The organism is Lactococcus ileimucosae, assembly GCF_943193185.1.
Lineage (GTDB): Bacteria > Bacillota > Bacilli > Lactobacillales > Streptococcaceae > Lactococcus > Lactococcus ileimucosae.
In genome coordinates this window covers 59,536-78,377 of record NZ_CALPDE010000002.1, presented here as the reverse complement: position 1 = coordinate 78,377, position 18,842 = coordinate 59,536, and the positions used below count along the sequence as shown (strand labels likewise).

At 37.8% G+C, this 18,842-nt stretch carries 17 protein-coding genes; 1 reads left to right on the top strand and 16 read right to left on the bottom strand.

Features of this window, described 5'->3' with window-relative positions; genetic code table 11:
* Positions 1-45: 45 nt before the first annotated feature.
* From NFR51_RS01415 to NFR51_RS01390, 6 genes are all read right to left on the bottom strand, one after another.
* Positions 46-483 carry a hypothetical protein gene (locus NFR51_RS01415; RefSeq protein WP_251711988.1) on the bottom strand — a complete coding sequence of 146 codons (438 nt, stop codon included), beginning with the start codon at positions 481-483 and terminating at the stop codon, positions 46-48.
* Between the two features lie 10 nt (positions 484-493).
* Positions 494-2,011, bottom strand: coding sequence for an S-layer homology domain-containing protein (locus tag NFR51_RS01410; protein ID WP_251711987.1), 1,518 nt, complete (start codon positions 2,009-2,011; stop codon positions 494-496).
* Positions 2,012-2,280: 269 nt separating this feature from the next.
* Entirely contained in the window at positions 2,281-4,329 is a 2,049-nt protein-coding gene (locus NFR51_RS01405) for a KUP/HAK/KT family potassium transporter (RefSeq protein WP_251711986.1), read from the bottom strand.
* A 727-nt stretch (positions 4,330-5,056) separates the two neighbouring features.
* Positions 5,057-5,728 (bottom strand): ABC transporter ATP-binding protein, encoded by a 672-nt coding sequence (locus NFR51_RS01400; protein WP_251711985.1) that lies wholly within the window; start codon positions 5,726-5,728, stop codon positions 5,057-5,059.
* Between the two features lies 1 nt (position 5,729).
* Positions 5,730-6,803, bottom strand: coding sequence for an ABC transporter permease (locus NFR51_RS01395; RefSeq protein WP_251711984.1), 1,074 nt, complete (start codon positions 6,801-6,803; stop codon positions 5,730-5,732).
* A gap of 35 nt (positions 6,804-6,838) precedes the next feature.
* A complete protein-coding gene (locus NFR51_RS01390) occupies positions 6,839-7,402 on the bottom strand; it encodes a TetR/AcrR family transcriptional regulator (RefSeq protein ID WP_251711983.1) in 564 nt (187 codons plus the stop codon).
* A gap of 226 nt (positions 7,403-7,628) precedes the next feature.
* Between NFR51_RS01390 and NFR51_RS01385 the strand changes: the two genes are divergently transcribed.
* The gene (locus NFR51_RS01385) at positions 7,629-7,832 is read left to right on the top strand and encodes a CsbD family protein (RefSeq protein WP_251711982.1); all 204 of its coding nucleotides are present in this window, start codon (positions 7,629-7,631) and stop codon (positions 7,830-7,832) included.
* 35 nt (positions 7,833-7,867) lie between these two features.
* On the opposite strand, the gene NFR51_RS01380 is transcribed toward NFR51_RS01385, so the two are convergent.
* From NFR51_RS01380 to NFR51_RS01335, 10 genes are all read right to left on the bottom strand, one after another.
* On the bottom strand, positions 7,868-9,946 hold the full coding sequence (locus NFR51_RS01380) for a sensor histidine kinase (protein ID WP_251711981.1): 2,079 nt from the start codon (positions 9,944-9,946) through the stop codon (positions 7,868-7,870).
* A complete protein-coding gene (locus tag NFR51_RS01375; protein WP_251711980.1) occupies positions 9,924-10,613 on the bottom strand; it encodes a response regulator transcription factor in 690 nt (229 codons plus the stop codon). The genes NFR51_RS01380 and NFR51_RS01375 overlap by 23 nt, the downstream gene beginning before the upstream one ends.
* Before the next feature lie 144 nt (positions 10,614-10,757).
* Complete coding sequence (locus NFR51_RS01370) at positions 10,758-11,546, bottom strand: Cof-type HAD-IIB family hydrolase (protein ID WP_251711979.1); 789 nt, start codon at positions 11,544-11,546, stop codon at positions 10,758-10,760.
* Positions 11,547-11,886: 340 nt separating this feature from the next.
* On the bottom strand, positions 11,887-12,321 hold the full coding sequence (locus tag NFR51_RS01365; protein ID WP_251711978.1) for a Spx/MgsR family RNA polymerase-binding regulatory protein: 435 nt from the start codon (positions 12,319-12,321) through the stop codon (positions 11,887-11,889).
* Positions 12,322-12,463: 142 nt separating this feature from the next.
* A complete protein-coding gene (gene alr / locus NFR51_RS01360; protein WP_251711977.1) occupies positions 12,464-13,576 on the bottom strand; it encodes an alanine racemase in 1,113 nt (370 codons plus the stop codon).
* 22 nt (positions 13,577-13,598) lie between these two features.
* A complete protein-coding gene (gene acpS / locus NFR51_RS01355) occupies positions 13,599-13,961 on the bottom strand; it encodes a holo-ACP synthase (protein ID WP_251711976.1) in 363 nt (120 codons plus the stop codon).
* Positions 13,962-14,074: 113 nt separating this feature from the next.
* Positions 14,075-15,481 (bottom strand): dipeptidase PepV, encoded by a 1,407-nt coding sequence (gene pepV / locus NFR51_RS01350; RefSeq protein ID WP_251711975.1) that lies wholly within the window; start codon positions 15,479-15,481, stop codon positions 14,075-14,077.
* Positions 15,482-15,590: 109 nt separating this feature from the next.
* On the bottom strand, positions 15,591-16,664 hold the full coding sequence (gene mutY, locus NFR51_RS01345) for an A/G-specific adenine glycosylase (protein WP_251711974.1): 1,074 nt from the start codon (positions 16,662-16,664) through the stop codon (positions 15,591-15,593).
* Between the two features lie 113 nt (positions 16,665-16,777).
* Entirely contained in the window at positions 16,778-18,559 is a 1,782-nt protein-coding gene (uvrC, locus tag NFR51_RS01340; RefSeq protein WP_251711973.1) for an excinuclease ABC subunit UvrC, read from the bottom strand.
* A gap of 90 nt (positions 18,560-18,649) precedes the next feature.
* On the bottom strand, positions 18,650-18,838 hold the full coding sequence (locus NFR51_RS01335; RefSeq protein ID WP_251711972.1) for a hypothetical protein: 189 nt from the start codon (positions 18,836-18,838) through the stop codon (positions 18,650-18,652).
* Between the last annotated feature and the right edge of the window lie 4 nt (positions 18,839-18,842).

Genomic DNA, 18,842 nt, shown 5'->3' with positions numbered 1-18,842 from the left:
ACAACTAGCTCCTGTATCTTCTTTTGAACATTTTGTCAGAAATATTTAATGGCCATTTTTCGCTAATACTTCTCTTATGTTTTTTACGAAATCCTTAGTCCCTTGCGAACGTTTCCATATCCTTAAGATTTCCTCATTCGTTAATGAATGAGAGTCAATCCCTGCCTCGTATAAAATAATACGTGCTTTGCCTAAATCTGTCGCCCTTCCTTCTTCAGTTCTTATAGTGTCGTCTGAATTGGGTGCTTGTGGATTATCTGATACTTTAGAATTTTCTGCCCCCTCATTTTTCTCGGGAGCAGTTTCTTTTGTACTTGTTGATTCCTTTGTTTTATCTGATTCAGACTGCTCTGTACTTTTTTCACTCTTAGACATTTCTGAGCCGGATTGTTTTGGAGATTGCTTCTCTGTTGCTTCATGATTGCATCCAGATAACCCCCAAAAACTTATGACCAAAACAAATATCACAACTAACTTTTTCATGTCATCTCTCCTATTTAACCGCAAAGACGGGTCTCCCTGCGTTCCAATCCATTGCATCTTGACTAGGACGTCCCCACAACTCATTTAAACTCGTTTTACCTGTGGGATAGAATAATTTACCATAAGGATCGTTAACATTTACCAGGCCATTATTATAGTCAGAAACAACTACTGCATGACCAATCCCTACATTGATGTAAAAGACTAATGGATATCCTGCTTTTAGTAAGGAAGCGGCTCTTTCCTTATTATGAATCACTTCAACATTACGACCATATGACTTGGCTGTATTTATCAAATCCCTACCCGAAAGACCAAAACTTTCGCGACTAATAGTGTCAGCTTTTTTAGCCACAATTCCTGGGTCTACATTCATTCCATAACTGCCTCGTAAAATCATCGCGAGACTCGTAGGAACGCAGCCTGATACACCTACGTTAGACGCATTTAATCTGATATTTCTCCATCTTGAATCAAGCTGAGAATAATATACAGGCTGATTCGCATAGGGTTGTGGAGCAGGGGGAAGTTTCTGATTATTTACTGTAACATTATAAAAGCGATAAAGGAAGGCAGCCATCTCCCCACGTGTAATGTCTGCATCAGGATTAAAGGAGGTCGGTGTATATCCTGTTGTAATTCCTTTCGAACTTAGCCAACCAATGTCATTTTTAAACATACTGTCTTTGACATCCCAAAATTTTGGATTATATTTTCCAGAAACAGGAGCTTTTCCTGATGCTTTTGCCATTCTATGTAGAAATGCAGCCATTTGTCCTCGTGTCACCTTACCTTTTGGGTTATAGTGTGGTACTGTTCCATTTGAAATATTTGCTGCAGTCAACCAAAGAATTTGATTTTTGTACTGACTCACATCTGTATAAACGTTAAACGGAGGATTATAAGCTGAAATACCTGCTAGTCGGTAAAGAAATACAGCCATCTCCCCTCGAGTTACCTTCGCTTCGGGATTATATGTTGTTGGTGTATATCCTGTCGTAATTCCTCGACTATATATCCAATTGATATGATTTTTAAATATTGACCGTGATGTATCTCTAAATGGAGAACCTGAATTTTTTACCGGTAATGGCTTAAGCCTTACAGGAACCTTTGGAAGATTTTTTCTTGATAAATTTTCTTGAAAAGTACTTTCCCTGCTAGCTTCTTCCGAAGCATCAGTTTTCTTAGGCTTTTCAGCTGTACCTTCCTCTATAACTTTTTCATTTCCAATTTTTTGACTTGAACCGCTCTTTTCTGTTTCATTGTCTAATCCTGAAGAACTTTTATCCTCGGAACCGCTATCTTCAATTGAACCCTCCGGTGGAAACACCTGTTCATCGGCTATCTCTGAATCATTCGTGTTAAATCCACTGTTCTCTAAAGTATCACTCTTTTCAGGACTAGAAGTTACTTGGGCACGCTCTTCCTTAGTATCTAAAAATACTTCACTTGCCTCTACTACTCCGCCTTGCACTGAAGACATTACCAAGACACTGAGCATTAATATTTTTTGATGTTTTTTCACGTTTTATATCCCCCAACCTTATTTTCCATAAATTCCTATGAATTCTATTTACTCTATCGCTGTCTTTTACTTATAGTATTATAATATCACAATATTTCACAATTGTTTCTCAGTTGTTCATTTTTTGATTGTCTTAATGGGGCATTGATACTAAAGTAAAACAGTAACTGGAAAAAACGTTAAAACTGCTGAAAAAGTCCCTTTATTCAAAATTCATGGAAATAGAATCGCATAGTTGAGAATCCTGCTTTTATTTTTAGAATCCCTTCCTATTTTTCAGTTGTCGAGTTTTCCTTTCTCACATTTTCAAACGTATCTTCCTCAGTTTCCTCCGTTTTGACACGCTCATAAATATTCAAATTATGTACATCTGATAAGATTAAGGGCACCCTTTCCAAGGAAACTTCTGAGAACTGTAAGCCAAACCAGCGGTCTGGCGTAGCTGTATATCGTTTGATGGCAGCTTTGGCTTTCAAAACAAATCGATCAAAACTTGGAAGCTCTTGTGCATTTGTCACACGTTCTTCAATAACAACAAATCTAAAATCACCGACATTTCGGCCTGGCATTGTCGTATATTTTTGTTTTTGCTTAGGTAACCTTCCTGATGCGATTAAGTCTTTCACTATTGTTCTCAAATAGCGTGGGACCTCTTGTTTCATGCGAAATCCTAAGTAAAGATGAACTTTGACAATGTAGTCTGTTCCCATCATATCTACCTCATATTCCGAAGTCCACGGTTCATCTGTAACCTTGACGTTAACAAACCAATAAACTTCTGCTTTCTTTGGCCTTTTATCCAAAATAGAATATAAGATGGAGCGATCAATAAAATCACCTTCCATTTTATTACTCAAATAAACAATGTTGGTCTGATAAAGGTCCAACTCTCTGTCTTCTTTTAAAGCTTTAAGTTGCCCTTTAAAGTCGTTAAGGTTCAAGGATTTGATATACTTATTCACACTTTTATTTGCTTGAAACCAGATAAACATTACAAACACAATCAATGCTGCCATGATAACAACAACATAACCACCATGGACAAATTTTGCTGCAGAGGCGATGAAAAAGATGAATTCGATACTGGCAAAAAAGGCAGCAATTAAATAAGCCAAGATGCGCTTAACACCTTTGTAAATCAAATAGTAAGACAAGAGAACTGTTGTCATCAACATCGTAACAGTAATCGCTAAGCCATAAGCTGCCTCCATATGCTCGGCACTTCTGAAATACAGGACAATGCCACTGGTTGCTAGCCATAAGGCCAGATTCACTGCTGGAATATACAGTTGACCTAAAGTTTTTCCTGGGTAGTAGATACGCATCATTGGCAGGAGTTTTAAACGAATCGCTTCTGAAACCAACGTAAATGATCCTGAGATTAAAGACTGGGAAGCAATAATTGAGGCAAAAGTTGCTAAAATAACCGCATAAATCATCATCTCAGAAGGTATGATGACAAAGAAGGGGTTCATTCCTTCCAAGTCTCCCCCTTTATGCGCGAGCAACCAAGCGCCTTGACCACAATAAGACAAAACAATAGCCAACTTAACAAAAGGCCAGCTCCTATAAATATTTCCTCGCCCTACATGTCCAAGGTCAGAATAAAGTGCCTCTGCTCCTGTTGTAGCCAAGAAAATAGAACCTAAGATAAAGATACCAGCCTTATTTTCTGGACTTAAGAGAAGATGCAGAGCATAGTAGGGATTGATAGCTTTAAAAATCTCTAGATTTGTCAAGGAATTAAAAAGGCCTGTTGCAGCTAAAAAAGCAAACCAGATAAACATTATCGGACCAAACAGCTTCCCAACAAGTCCTGTACCAAACCTTTGAATAAGGAAAAGAACCGCCAAAATAATAAGCGTGGTCACAACAACCCATGATTGATTGGCGTAAATTTCTCCTAACCCTGGTACTCCCTTTAAACCTTCAACAGCAGATGTTACTGTGACTGCTGGTGTTAAAGCCCCATCTGCAAGCAGAGTCGCTCCTCCAATCATAGCTGGTATGATTAACCATTTAGCCATACGACGTACCAAGGTAAAGAGTGAAAATATTCCCCCTTCATGGTGATTATCCGCTTGAAGTGCAATCAAAACATACTTAACTGTTGTAATCACCGTTAAAGTCCAGATAACTAGCGATACAGCTCCTAAGATAAAACTCTCCGAAATATTTTGAAGGCCACCTTGTCCTGAAACAATCGACTGCATGGTATATAAAGGACTTGTCCCAATATCACCATAAACTACACCAAGCGCAATAATAAAGCCTGCTGAAGTAGCCTTATTAAACGACTTGTCACTCGAATAACTCATACAAAACCTCTTTCATTCAAAGGGGGGAAGTCTGCGCTTCTCCAGAAACCTTACAAAATTACGAAACTTAACATTATCTCAGTTTCTTAGAATCATTATATCAGTTTCCACAAAAAACGGGAGAAAAAAACTTTAATTTCCATATGCTTTGGACTATTTCTATCAGAACTTTCGCCGCTTACAATGTTACCTGTTCAATATAATACTAATATATTATGATAAAGAAGGATTATTTCCAGCTATCACACGAAGATCAGAAGCCTTGGGATCTTCAAATGACTAAAAAAGTTAAGTCTAAGCATTACGGGCATCAAACAATTTATAGAGTATGTATAGATAGGTCAGGCGATAAACAGTCTGTACAAGAAAAAATTCCCTCATCATTTGCTTGAAACTATCCAAAAAAGTTTCATAACGCATCTCCTTGGAGATAAAAACCACAAGGCTGAATGAGTGCCTTATGGTTTTTTTCACATTATAGAAGTTCTTTTAGAATATTGTCAGAACTTCTGTCTCATGAACTTAAGTTAGAATTCAATATTGCAAGAACAGTGTTGAGATTATAAGTGTACTGCATCTATCCAAACACCAACATTGATAAAAATATCTTTGGCAATCTAGAGACTCCTCCCAATCTTCCGAAGAAAAGTTAGGAAAATGAACCTTTTGACTTTTGAACAGCTTCACCTCTCTCTTTGCTCTGTATCTCTCCAATTCTAAACCTTATCTACTCTCTGTAGAGATTTCCGTCTTCAATACGATATACGCTATCACTATTTTTGATCATCCGTGCATCATGTGTCACCATAATGGTTGCTTTATTTTTTTCATGTGCTTCTTTTCTCAAAATATCCACAACTTGATAAGCTCTTTCTGTATCTAAGCTGGCTGTTGGTTCGTCTGCCAAGATCAAACTCGGATTATTATAGAGTGCACGTGTGATTGCAACACGTTGCCGCTCACCACCAGAAAGTTCCCCAGGATATTTATCTTGTAGCTCTAAAATATCTAAGGCGTCGAGCATTTCATCTATTTTCTCTCGATTGATGTTCTTTTTATTTATCTTATCCACAAGTTTCAACTGTTCTTTGACGGTCAAATAAGGAATGAGGTTCGAAGCTTGCAAGATAAAACCCACTTCTTTAAATCTTACTTTGGAGCGTTCTTTTTCTGAAAGTTTATTAAAATCAATCGTATTGATTTTTGTTGTCCCTGTTGTTGAAGACTGAAGCCCTCCAGCAATTGTTAGAAAAGTACTTTTACCAGAACCTGAAGGACCAATGATTGAGATGAATTCCCCAGCTTTCACCCGTAAGTCAATGCCTTTCAAGGCTTGAACTTCTGTTCGCCCCTTACCAAAGCTCTTTGTGACTTTATCCATAAGTAGAATATCTTTCATTTTAACCTCCAATCGCTTGAGTAGGATCAATTTTTCTTATCGTATACAGTGAAAATACAGAACCCAGTATGGACACGATAATCAATACGAAACCATAAATTGTCCAGATAGAAAAATCAATGGCAAATGGCATGGCTTGCGGAAGCACGAAGCTTGTGAGATAGCTCCCACCAAAAGCTACAACAACACCAACCAGTGCCAGCCAGAAACTTTGCCATAAGATGGACTTCATGATAAGGAAGTTTGAAATCCCTTGTGCCTTCATAATCCCAAAGATGGGAACTTTTTGAAGCGTGATAACATACATAAAGACGGCAATAATGAGCAGCACAATCAAGAACAAGAAATAAATCATCGCGCTCAGTGTTGTTTTCTGTGCGGAATAACCAGGAATGTTGTTGATAAGTTCAGAAGTTGTGATGACTTTTAATTTATCTGAGCTTGAACCCTTCAAGGTTACTTGACCAGATTTTACAATGACACCATTCACAGAACCATCTGCGGCGGCTGCGTTCATGTTTTTAATTGCGGAAAGCGTAGTAAATGAACTGTAGACGACAGGTGTTGCGGAGTAGTAAGTCGGTTTGGCAATGCCAACGATTTTTAACTCTGTATCGTTATTCCCTACCTTTATCTTGTCTCCAACTTTATAACCCTTGTCGGCAAGATTTTCTGGGATGACGATTTCTTTTTTATCTTCCGAAAAATCGTTGCCTTCCTTTACATTCGGTAGAATGTCAGAGCCGATTGGAAGCGCCATGACTGTAATATTCTCTCTTTTATCTTCTCCTTGATTGATCGATGTTGAAAAAATCGAAACGGGAGATAATTCGTCTCCTTCAATATTATCTAACTCTGTTTTTGAAATTTGAGAAGCAGATAAAATATTATTCGAACTGTCTGACAGAACAATCTTTTCTGCATTCCAATCCACTACAGCTTGTTTAAACTGGTCTGCAAGGCCAGTCGATAGACCTGACAATATGAAAACAACATAAGAAACCAAAAATATGATTGTTGCAATCAAAGTGTACCTTGTCTTGTAATAAAATATTTCTTTTAGTGATAAAAACATAATACAACTCCTTGGAGAACTTAATGTTCTCTTCTTTACTGATGATTTTGGCTGCCGGAAAGGCCATTCATAACCACTGCGACTTCACTGTCATAGTGCGCTACAAACTCTTGATCACTCCACTCTTCCGCAAATAATCTGTAAACCAGATCGTGTACAACCGCTTTAAACACGGAAATCATTGGCGAAACAGGCTCTTTACTCACAAATGTTTGAGGGTTATACTTTTTCCAAGCTAAAGTCAACTCGTGGTTCCAATCTAAAAAGCGATATTTGTAGATGGCGTAATTTTCATTATGCACGAGTTCCTTTAGTAGTAAATGCTTGTATTCGTCTACCGCTTTCTCAAGCGGATATTTTTGGATTGCATCTAAGAAAAGTTGGTGAAGCTCACTTGTCTCTTGAGACAGGACATACATATAACAATCCGTTAAATCTTCAAAATATTGATAAAAACTTCCCCGAGGAATCTCTAAACTTTGCACAATGTTTCTGACCGTTGCCTGATGGAAGGGTTTATCGGCAAATTCTGTCTTACAAGCCGCGTAGATGCGCTGCTGTTTTTCTTTTGGAAGCTTTAGGTATGTAGCTTTAGGCACTCTATTTCCTCCTTCTATTTTTCAAAAAATGACACAGTGTCACTTTAAGAGAAATTTTAACAGTTTAATCATTAAGAGTCAAATATATGAACTTATTTTATTCCGTTCTCATTTTTCAAACTTAATATGATTTTAAAATAAAAAATTTGTAAGTTGAATATCTTGCAAAAGCAGAACATAAGCAGTAGAATAAAGTTAGAAACAAAATAATAAGGAGGAATTTTGTATGGTCGACAAAGGTACAACAGACAAACTTAAAGGTAGCGCTAAAGAAGTTGTTGGTGATGTTACAGGTGACAACAAGAAGAAAGCTGAAGGCATTCTTGATAAAACTATCGGTAAGGTGAAAGAAGTTGCTGCGGACATCAAAGAAGCCTCTGAAGATGCTGTAGAAGATGTGAAGGAAAAGCTTGAACATCATAAAAAGTAAAAAAAAAGCACTGTTCGGTGCTTTTTCTTTTAAAATTACGGACTTGGCAAAGAAAGAGTTACTTTGAACAAGTCTCCATCTGTTTCTAAAAGGAAACGACCGTCATGTGCTTCCACAATCGACTGAGCTATGGCTAGCCCCAAACCTGAACCTGATGTATTTCTCGATAAATCTCCTCTTTTAAAGCGCTGTGACAATTCTTGACTATTTTCTCCCAGTTCTTCTCGCGAAATATTTTTAAAGACCAAATCAATCGTATTTTCAGCACTTTTATGGGCAGAAATATAAACTCTACTCTTTTCCAGCGAGTATTTCAAAATATTGTGGATTAAATTTTCAAAAACTCTCCACATCTTATCCCCATCCACTTCCGCCAACAGTTCCTTATCCGTTTGTGTGATAAATTTCAGTGAGGAAGCTTCTATTTTTTCAGAGAGTTCAGCCAGTGACTGCTCTAGCAATTGTACAAGGTCAACTTTACTTTTTTTCAACTCAATGTTTCCGCTAGCCATTTTTGAAACTTCAAAAAGGTCATCAATAAGAACTTTCAGACGTTTTGATTTTTGATCAATGACTTCAATATATTTTTCTTTTTCGGTTTGGGAAAGTTCTGCGTTACGCAATAAATCAACAGAAGTGATGATTGAAGTTAAAGGTGTTCTTAAATCATGTGAAACATTCGTAATGAGCTCTGTCTTCAGGCGCTCACTTTTTATTTGCTGACTTTTTGAAGATTTCACTTCTTCATTTATTTTTTTGAGATTTTCAGAAACTTCTCGAAAAACAGTTTTTCCCCTGGGTGTGACTTTTAATACTTCAGCATTCTTCCCTTGAGCAATCGCCTCAATAATTTTTACTGTCTGATTAAACATGGCCAACCTTCTCAGCAAATAAACGAAGAGAAGCAAAAGATAAACCACAAGCACGAACAAGTAAAGAACAATGGCTTGTCCTCCCCACATCAGTGCAAGCAGAAAACCAAGGGCGGCTGCCAGCATACTCCAGAAAATGAACCAAGCTTTCGAACCTGTTGAAAAATTGCTGGCAGCTTCTTTTAAGAGAGAGAAGCTTCTAGAAACATAGGTTTTCTTCCAATTTTCTCTATCCTTTGCCCTGTAGTAAATCCCCCAACCTCCAAGAACGAGCAGATAGAGCACGAAGAAAGCCCAACAATATTCTTTGAGAAAAGGTATAAGATTCCATGTGACTCTAGCCTCACGTATGAGTGATAAGTAAAGGAGGGAAAGGATCAAGGCAATGAAAATCTGTCCATCAAGAGCTATTTTATCCCATGTTTTGGTTTTCTCCAGAAGCAAGTCCTTATCTTGTGCTGCTTTTTTCCAGTATACTAGAAAGGCTGCAAAACTTAAAATACTCACACAAAGAAGTCCAATCGTCAGGTTTTTCATTTCTGTAAAACTCTTAAAAGATGCTCTTTGATCAAAGTTGCTATTTTTTAATATAATAATTTGACCGTCAAAGCGATTGGGACCGTCAAAATTAAGTTCATTTATATTGCCTTTGAATAAAGTTTTCGCTGTTGCAAAAGTTTTATTTTCAGAGATATTATCAAGATATTTCCCCGAGCTTGTTTCGGTCACTTGATAATTAATATCTGCTGAAAGCTCTTTATATTGTGGCATCCAAGCTTTTTTCTGCTGCGCAATGAGTTCTTTTTTCTGCTCTCTTATTTTTTCTGTGACGTATTTATCATCTGTGAATAATTTATCCACTTCACTTAACTTTTTATTTTGCTCGTCCTCAAGTCTTCTTACAAGTGATTTGTCGCCAGCTTCTTTAGCTTTACTGAGACGTTCAAGGAAGACAGGATCCTCTTTAATCGTTGCCACTTGCGTATACTTGTCTGGCTGATTCATGCGGTATTCTTCAATGTCTTCTGTCGTCACCTCTATTGGTAAATTAGGATTTACCTGAGTATTGATTAGCGCTTCTTCTAAAGTCGAAATTTCTTCTTTGAAGTACTTTGACTGAAAATAATCATTAAAAATATATTGATCAGCATTCAATGCTGTAAAAACTAAACTGTTTACCCCCAAAAGAAGTAAAGCTAGCCCGATACTCACTCCAAACTTATTTTTCCATTTTATAACCAATGCCCCATACCACCTTTAAATATTTTGGATTTTTTGGATTTACTTCTATTTTTTCACGAATTTTTCTTATATGTACAGCTACAGTATTTTCTGCATTAAAACCTGGTTCTTGCCAAACTCGTTCATAGATTTCTGAAATTGAGAAAACTTTTCCAGCATTGCAAGCCAATAATTCCATAATTTTGAATTCTGTAGGTGTTAACTTTATCAATTCCCCATCCACTCTCACTTCTTTACCTTCTTGATCAATGGTCAAGCCACGGAGCTGAACTACTTTTTCTCCTTTTTCGTAACTCCCCAGAGAGGTATATCTTCGAAGTTGTGATTTGACGCGAGCGATTAATTCTAAAGGATTAAAAGGCTTGGTTAAATAATCATCAGCCCCAATTTGCAAGCCTAAAATTTTATCCGTATCTTCACTTTTAGCACTCAGCATTAGGATAGGAATCTGCTGAGATTGTCGGATTTTAAAAGTAGCTTCAATGCCATCAAGCTTAGGCATCATGACGTCCATGATAATTAAATGAACTTCTTCTTTATCAAGAACCTCCAGTGCTTCCACGCCATCTTTTGCTTGAACGGCACGTATTCCTTCATTCTTCAGATAAAGTGCAATCGCTTCACGTATGTCTTTCTCATCATCTACAATTAAAACAGTATGTTTCATCCTTTCCCTCATTTCTACTTGATGAAATTAGTATAACAGAAATTTATTAACAGTTTTTAGCTTAATTTCTTAATACTTTCTTAAGTTTTTATATTAAAAAACATAAATAAAAAAGTACGCCTCAGTTGTACTTTTTCCTGCTTTTCACTGAATGATTTTTTCAATCTGAGAAAGTACGGCTTTCTCCTTATTACTTCCTATAATCCACTTCGCTCTTGCTTTCGCTTGGTCATTGGCATTCGCTACAGCATAGGAATAGCCGGACATCTCTAACATTTCTAAATCATTATTCGCATCACCAAAGGAGGCTAAGTTTTGAGGGGAAAGTTCAAGCTCTCGCAAAACTTTCTCAAGAGCTGCACCTTTATTGCTGCCTTCAAGAACGATATCCAGATAGATATTGCCGCTTGTCACGGCCTTTATCCCTTTTTTAAAATGGCTATTCAGTGTTGCTGTGACCGTAGCTAACTCTGCTTCGGGGATAATTGTTGCAAATTTAACCACTGTATCTTCTGGTAGCTGTTCAAAAGAAGAAAGAAGCTCTAGTTTTTCATAATATTTATGAGCAAAAGTTTCAAATTCTTTTGAAACACTCTCTAAAGTATAAGCGCTCTTCGCACCACAGACAACGACAGGAATCTTTAAATCTGCAAGCAAACTGAGAACTTGGCCCACCTCTTTTGAGTTAAAACTTGCGACTATCTCCACTTCATCATTGATGGTAATGATGCCGCCATTTTCAGAGATAAAAATAATATCTTTAATGTCCTCAAAATAAGACTTTAACTTAAAATACTGATTACCACTTGCCACGATGAAGCGAATTCCTTTGGCATTCATTTTTTGCTGGAGGGCAGAGAAGTACTTTTTGTCATAAGTAGATTGTTCATCCAAGAATGTTCCGTCCATATCTGTTGCAATAGCTGTTATCATTTTATTTACTCCTCTATATTCTGAATCTATTTTAACAAAATATAAACTTTTATGTTGCTTATGTTCCCCCAGTTACTCCCATAACATAAAGAAAAAGTCCGGCGTTCCCTCAAACTCTTCTTCTATTGAAAGATACTCTTTGCTCGAGGACGAATTATATTCTTAACTTCATCATAAAAATTTTCATATCAAGAAACATTAAGGCTCATTTCCATGCTGTTCTCTTTCGAAATAGGGTTCTACTTCCTAAATACCCGTATATCTTTGAGTTTCTCAGTTACCATGATTCCTAAAAAAGCGCAATAAAATAAAAATGAAACCTCTACATTTCACTTTTATTTTATTGCGCTTTTTCCTCTAAAGTACGTTCCACATCTAACTGGCGGATATTATATGTCGCTTCAAGCATCTCCACGCGTCGAACAGAACGGGGCAAAAATTTTCGGATATCATCCTCATTATAACCAACTTGGAGTCGCTTATCATCAAGAATCAATGGTCGACGTAAAAGCGTACGGTTGTCCTCAATTATAGCGACGAGTTCATGAAGGGACAAACGTTCAAAATCTAAAGACAAGCGCTTATAAGCACGGCTTCTTGTCGATATTATCTCCTCTGTGCCATTTTCAGTCAAAGATAAAATATTAAGGAAATCTTCTGGATCTATTTTATCTGTTACTAAATTAATCTCTTCGAACTCTAATCCATGATTAGTTAGCCATTCTTTGGCTTTTTTACAAGAACTGCAAGCCATGACAGTATATACTTTTATCATATCCTTTTCCTCACCTTTCTTAATTTTATCTCATCTATATTTAACATAATTATATCATTTTTAAACAAAATGTCAAACTGACTAAATTTTGTAGTATTTTATATAGAATCGTAATAAAATAAGAACTGCATCAAAGCAGTTCTTATTCCTCATATACACGGTAAATTCTATCCGATAAGAGACAAATCACTTCGTAACCGATGGTTTGCCGCCAATTTGCAATATCCTGAACCGTAATTTCTTTATCCCCGTTTTTCCCTATCAAAGTCACTAGAGTTCCCATGTCATAGTGTCTTGGAAGGCGAATCGTCATTTGATCCATAGAAATGCGCCCGATGATTTCACAAAACTGTCCATCAACAAGAACCTTGAAGCCTTGCATATCTCGTGTCCAACCATCCGCATACCCTATTGAAACTGTGCCCACATAGGTGTCTTCTTCTGCACGGAAAGTTGCTCCATAGCCCACTGTATCTCCTTTATGAATTTTTTTCACATGCGTCAGCTCTGAATGCAAGCTCAAGGCCGGCTCTAACTCATAAGGCAATTCTAACGCATCGCCACTTGGGTTTAAGCCATACATAGCTAGGCCAATGCGTTCAATATCTTGGACGTCTTGATTTTGCCATAAGCCTGCTGCAGAATTTGTGGAATGCACATACTTTGGTCGATAACTGAGTTGACTTACCAAAGCATCAAATTTGGCTTTTTGCTCTTCAAACTGTGTAGTGTCCTTTTCATCAGCAGTTGCATAATGTGTAAAAATTCCTCGAACCGTGATGTTATACTGTTCCGCAAGCGCAATAATTTGATTCGCTTCCTCAGCTGTTGTCACACCAATCCGTCCCATACCTGTATCTACCGCGATATGAATTCTCAGACGCGAAAAATGTTTATTTTTATTGGAAGCAATGACTTGCTGGAGCCACTCTAAACTTGGTGCAGTCAAAGTAATGTGTTGGCTGGCAGCAATCTCCGCATGCTCTGGAACAATCCCTGATAAAACCAGAATTGGTTTGATAATCAGCTGCTGGCGAAGTTCGATAGCTTCATCAAAATTTGAGACACAAAAACCATCCACAAGACCCTCAATATGCTGTGCAACCGCAACTGCACCATGACCATAGGCATTGGCTTTTACGACTGCCCAAAGCTCTGGTTTATCACCAATGTGCTTTCGCATCTTTTTGACATTATTCTCAATCGCTGACAACTTAATGACGGCTGGTGTGTGACGGTGTGGTGCTGCTTTCATAATATCTATCCCTTTCTTGTTTTCAGTCTCTACTTTCCAAAAGAACCATAGCCACTGCTTCTTGGTTACTATGTGAGATACTCAAATGTGCTTGTCCAGCAAAGGGATGCTTTAAAAAGTAAGGTTTTCCTTTATCATTTTTAGATATTTCTATTTGATGGAAGGAAAGTTGACTGTCAAAACCTGTTCCCAATGCTTTTGAAAAGGCTTCTTTTGCTGCCCAACGTCCAGCTAAAAACTCTATCTGCCGTTTTTTTGAGGTAAAACTTTCAAAATGAGTAAACTCACTTATTGTTAAAACGCGTTGTGCAAACTTAGCATTGTGTTCCACTGCTTGGATAATGCGAGATATTTCAACATTATCTATCCCTATACCGTAAATCATTCCTCTATTATATCAAAATTTTAGACACTTTATTTTAATTTTTTCTTTTATTCCCAGAAACAAAAAACAGCAGCAGATTTTCATCTACTGCCGTAAAATATACATAATTCTTATTATTTAGCCAATTCGTAAATTGCTTCAGCATAGATAACTGCTGATTTGAAGAGGGCATCCAATGGTTTGTATTCATTTGCTTGGTGCATTGTATCTTCTTCACCTTCAAACATTGCACCGTAAGCAACACCACGTTTAAGGAGGCGACCGAATGTACCACCACCGATTACTGTTTCGTAACCTTTAAGGCCAGTGTGTTTTTCGTAAACGCTAATCAATGTAGAAACGAGTTCATCTTCCATTGGTACGTAGTGAGGTTCCATCACGTGATCGTTCATGGTTACTTCTTTTACGCCTTCAAGAGCTTCAAGAACTGCTTTGATTTTATGTTGGTCAGTTCCTTGTGGGAAACGGAAGTTGAGAGCAATCGTACCTTCACCGTTTTCGTCAAAGTTCCAAACACCTGCATTCATTGAAGTTGCACCCATAAGCTCGTCATTATAGGCTGTGCCTAATTTTTCACCTTCGTGGTCATCGATCAATGTTTCAGCAGCAAGTTTGATATAGGCAGCTGCACCAGCTTCAAAGTCAAATTGGTTAAGGAATTTAGCAAGATAAGTTGCACCGTTAATTCCTTTAAATGGCATTGCACCGTGTGCAGATTTACCATAAACTGTTATTGTTGCTTTACCGTCAGCTTCTTCAAGGTCAAAGCGCAAGTTTTTGTCTGCATTTTCAGCAACAAAAGCTTCCAATTTTGCTTGAAGGTCTGTCGCACCTGAGATTACTGCAGTTGCAGACTCTGGAACCATGTTTTCAGCTAAACCAGCTTTGAAAGAGTGGAGTACTACAGGACCAGCATTTTTTCCGTCAAAGTGAAGGTATTCTGTAACATTACCTTTTTCACCATTGATGATTGGGAATTCCGCATCTGGAGAGAATCCAAAATCTGGCAATGGTAATTCACAGTGTTCGAAGTAGTAGTCCATATCTTTCCAACCTGTTTCTTCGTTTGTACCCACGATGAAACGGATTTTTTTAGACAATGGGACACCAAGGTCTTTCAAGATTTTCAAACCATAGTAACAAGCCATAGTTGGGCCTTTATCGTCTGAAGCACCACGTGCGTAAAGGTTCCCGTTACGTATTTCAGGTTCAAATGGGTTTGAATCCCAGCCAGAACCTGCAGGAACAACGTCCAAGTGACCAAAGATACCTAAAACTTCATCGCCTTCACCATATTCAAAGTGACCAACGTAGTTGTCATAGTTTTTAGTTTGGTAGCCGTCACGCTCAGCCAATTCCAAGAATTTGTCAAGGGCTTTACGAGGTCCAGGACCAAATGGGTTCTCCTTATCCGCGTTGTCCATATCCATTGCTGAATCAATACGAAGAAGTTCAAACAAATCTTCAAGCATTGCGTCTTTGCGCTTTTCTACTTCTGCAGTAAAATCAATAGTTGTCATGAGTGCCTCCATTTTTCGACCTTTTGCGAACACTCTCACAAAAAATCTTTTTTCTAAACTGCTATAATTATACCAAAAAAGTAAAACGTTTGCATTTCTCAGGGGAAAACTAATCTTTAAAAAACTTAAACATTTTGACCTGTGGTGTCGGTAGCGCTACTTTAGAAAGGTCGGAAAGCTTAACCCAAAGTTGATTTTCATTCAGTTTTTCTTCTTGAAGAACAAAATTTTCCTCTGGAATACACTCAATAATTTGAACAAACCACTTCAAATGGGAAAAAACATGAGTGATTTCTCCGACTTTTGTCATACGTGAAATACTATCTGGAAGATTGGTGGGCAATAATAACGCCTCATTATCAAACTCTTCTTTGGAAATCTCTTGCATGGGAAAAGTCCACATATTAGCAAGTAAACCTGTTGTCGGACGTCTTTGGAGGTAGTATTCACCTTGTGAATTTTTTAATGCATAAGCATTGTAGTAAATATGCTGCTGCTTTATCTTTTTACTCTTGACAGGATACTTAAGTTGCGTGCCTTTAGGTCTGGCTTGACAATAGGCAGCTAAAGGACAAATCTCGCATTTGGCAATTTTAGGCGTACATACCATTGAACCAATGTCCATGAGTGCTTGGTTAAAATCTCCAGGATTTTCCTCTGAAATAAGTTCTCTCAGCTTTTTATCAAATATTTTACGAGAAGCAGCCTTCGAAATATCTGCATCAATCTCAAATAATCGACTCGTCACGCGCATCAAATTTCCATCAATGGCGGGTTCAGGTAAGCCAAAAGCAATCGAAGCAATGGCCGCTGCAGTATAGGGACCAATACCTTGCAGACTTTTAATATCTTCTAACTTGTCAGGAAATTCCCCTTGAAATTCTGTCATTACCTGCTGGGCGGCTATTTTTAAATTTCGTGCCCGTGAGTAATAACCTAAACCTTCCCAAAGTTTCAACAGCTCATCATCATCAGCTTCTGCTAAGTCCGCAATCTGTGGATATTTTTCCATAAAACGGAGATAATAGGGCATAACTGTTTCAACCTGTGTTTGCTGAGACATAATTTCAGAAATCCAGACAGAATAAGCCTGCGTGTTTTTACGCCATGGTAAAGGCTTTTTGTGGATAGCGTACCATCCTAACAAATCATGCTGGAACTTTTCTATTTCGGTTTTATTCATAAACTCTATTATAACAAGTTTTCAGGCAAAAACAGTATGTTTTACCTCCTTGTACAAGGCAAGGAAGTGCTAAAAATAAAAAAGCAAATCGTTTTTTGATTCGCTTTTTGAATTTATTGTTGATTTTCTTTTCCCAAAACTTCCTTGACACGTTCAGCCACTTCATAAGGTACACCTGCTTCAGCAACCTGAGCCACATCTGCTTCGGCTATTGCCTTAAGCGACTTGAAAGTCGTCATCAGTTTTTGCTTACGTTTCGGTCCAAGCCCCGTAATACCATCCAGTTTTGAAGAAAAAGTATTTTTCCCCCGGACTTGCCGATGGAAAGTAATGGCAAATCGGTGAACTTCATCTTGAATACGCTGGAGAAGAAAGAATTCTTGCGATTGTCGACTCAATGGTACAACTTCCAAAGGATCTCCAAAAAGTAACTCGCTGGTTTGGTGCTTATCGTTTTTAGCCATCCCTGCCACAGGAATATCTAAACCTATTTCTTTCAAAATAGCCTTGGCTGCGTTGACTTGCCCTGCACCACCATCCATTGCAATCAAATCAGGTAAAGCAGTACCTTCGCGCATGGCTCGGCTATAACGGCGCGTAATTACTTCACGCATTGAAGCATAATCATCTGCACCTTCAACTGTTTTAATCTTGTATTTCCGGTAATCCTTCTTTGAAGGCTTACCGTTAATAAAGACAACCATCGCCGATACTGGCGAAGTCCCCATAATATTAGAGTTATCGAAAGATTCGATACGGACAGGAGTTGGAATGTTGAGGATTTTCCCGAGATTTTCGATAGCACCTTGCGTTTTAATCAGGTCTTTTTCTAGGAGGTCAAATTTCAATTGTAACTGAGTCCGTGCATTTTTAGTCGCCATCGCAACAAGCTGCTTCTTCTCACCACGGCTGGGTTTGAGAACCTTCGTATGGGTCACCGCTTCTACCGACTGCACATCAATCTCTGACGGAATCAAAATTTCTTTTGGCACCATATGTTCGGCCGCTTGATAGAACTGTCCGATGTAAGTTAAGAAATCATCTTCTGCTTCATTGTAATAAGGAAACATATTGACATCACGTTGAATCATTTTTCCTTGTCGCACAAAGAAGACCTGCACACACATCCAACCTTTATCCACATAGTAACCAAAAACATCCCGGTCTTTTAAGTCATGGTTCATGACGCGCTGTTTTGTTCTTAGAGTGCCGATAGAATTGATAACATCACGATACTCTGCTGCTTGTTCAAACTCCATTTTTTCCGAAGCCGCAAACATTTTTTCTTTGAGCTCATTGATAATCTCTTTATCATCCCCTGTCAAAAATCGCTTGACCTCCTGAGCCATATCTTTATAGACTTGTGGATCCACATGATTCACAACCGGACACAGGCACTGATGGATATGATAGTAAAAGCAGACTTTCTTTTCATGCAAACCACATTTTCGAAAAGGAAAGATACGATCTAAGAGGCGTTTGACTTCATTGGCTGCTTTAACATCTGGATAGGGTCCAAAATACATGGCACCGTCCTTTTTGACACGGCGCGTAATCATCAGGCGTGGGTATTTTTCATTTGTAATCGTCAAAAAAGGATAATACTTATCATCCTTAAGCATGATGTTATATTTGGGCTTGTAGCGTTGAATTAGGTTGATTTCAAGAACCAGTGACTCAATGTTTGACTCAACCACAATCCATTCTAAATCTTCAATCTCGCTAACCAAAAGCTCCGTCTTTGTATTATGGGAACCATGAAAATAGGAACGCACGCGATGTTTCAGATTTTTCGCCTTCCCAACATAGATAACAGTTCCATTTTTATCTTTATGTAAATAGCAGCCGGGACTGTCTGGTAAGAGTTCCAGCTTTGCTTTAATCGTGTTATTCATGGTTTTAATTATAGCATATTCAGTAATGGAACTTTTGTTAAATGAACCCTGTCAATTATACGTTTATCTTGGAGAATAATACTTCACCACCTACTTCTTTCTTTTCTTATTCTTCCTACTTTCTATAAATATCTCAATACCCTCTCTAAAATATATCCCTAAACTGATAAAAATGATGACATTCCAGTTATTGCTTCCCCCTAGAGAAAGATTTATAAATAACAGCATCAACGATACGGTACTTAGAATAATCAGTATTACTATTTCTTTTTTGTTCATCTGT

Coding starts and splice junctions, on each gene's coding strand:
- NFR51_RS01415 (WP_251711988.1), bottom strand. CDS start 483: ATGAAAAAGTTAGTTGTGATATTTGTTTTGGTCATAAGTTTTTGGGGG.
- NFR51_RS01405 (WP_251711986.1), bottom strand. CDS start 4,329: ATGAGTTATTCGAGTGACAAGTCGTTTAATAAGGCTACTTCAGCAGGC.
- NFR51_RS01400 (WP_251711985.1), bottom strand. CDS start 5,728: ATGAAAGATATTCTACTTATGGATAAAGTCACAAAGAGCTTTGGTAAG.
- NFR51_RS01395 (WP_251711984.1), bottom strand. CDS start 6,803: ATGTTTTTATCACTAAAAGAAATATTTTATTACAAGACAAGGTACACT.
- NFR51_RS01385 (WP_251711982.1), top strand. CDS start 7,629: ATGGTCGACAAAGGTACAACAGACAAACTTAAAGGTAGCGCTAAAGAA.
- NFR51_RS01375 (WP_251711980.1), bottom strand. CDS start 10,613: ATGAAACATACTGTTTTAATTGTAGATGATGAGAAAGACATACGTGAA.
- NFR51_RS01370 (WP_251711979.1), bottom strand. CDS start 11,546: ATGATAACAGCTATTGCAACAGATATGGACGGAACATTCTTGGATGAA.
- NFR51_RS01365 (WP_251711978.1), bottom strand. CDS start 12,321: ATGATAAAAGTATATACTGTCATGGCTTGCAGTTCTTGTAAAAAAGCC.
- alr (WP_251711977.1), bottom strand. CDS start 13,576: ATGAAAGCAGCACCACACCGTCACACACCAGCCGTCATTAAGTTGTCA.
- acpS (WP_251711976.1), bottom strand. CDS start 13,961: ATGATTTACGGTATAGGGATAGATAATGTTGAAATATCTCGCATTATC.
- pepV (WP_251711975.1), bottom strand. CDS start 15,481: ATGACAACTATTGATTTTACTGCAGAAGTAGAAAAGCGCAAAGACGCA.
- mutY (WP_251711974.1), bottom strand. CDS start 16,664: ATGAATAAAACCGAAATAGAAAAGTTCCAGCATGATTTGTTAGGATGG.
- uvrC (WP_251711973.1), bottom strand. CDS start 18,559: ATGAATAACACGATTAAAGCAAAGCTGGAACTCTTACCAGACAGTCCC.
- NFR51_RS01335 (WP_251711972.1), bottom strand. CDS start 18,838: ATGAACAAAAAAGAAATAGTAATACTGATTATTCTAAGTACCGTATCG.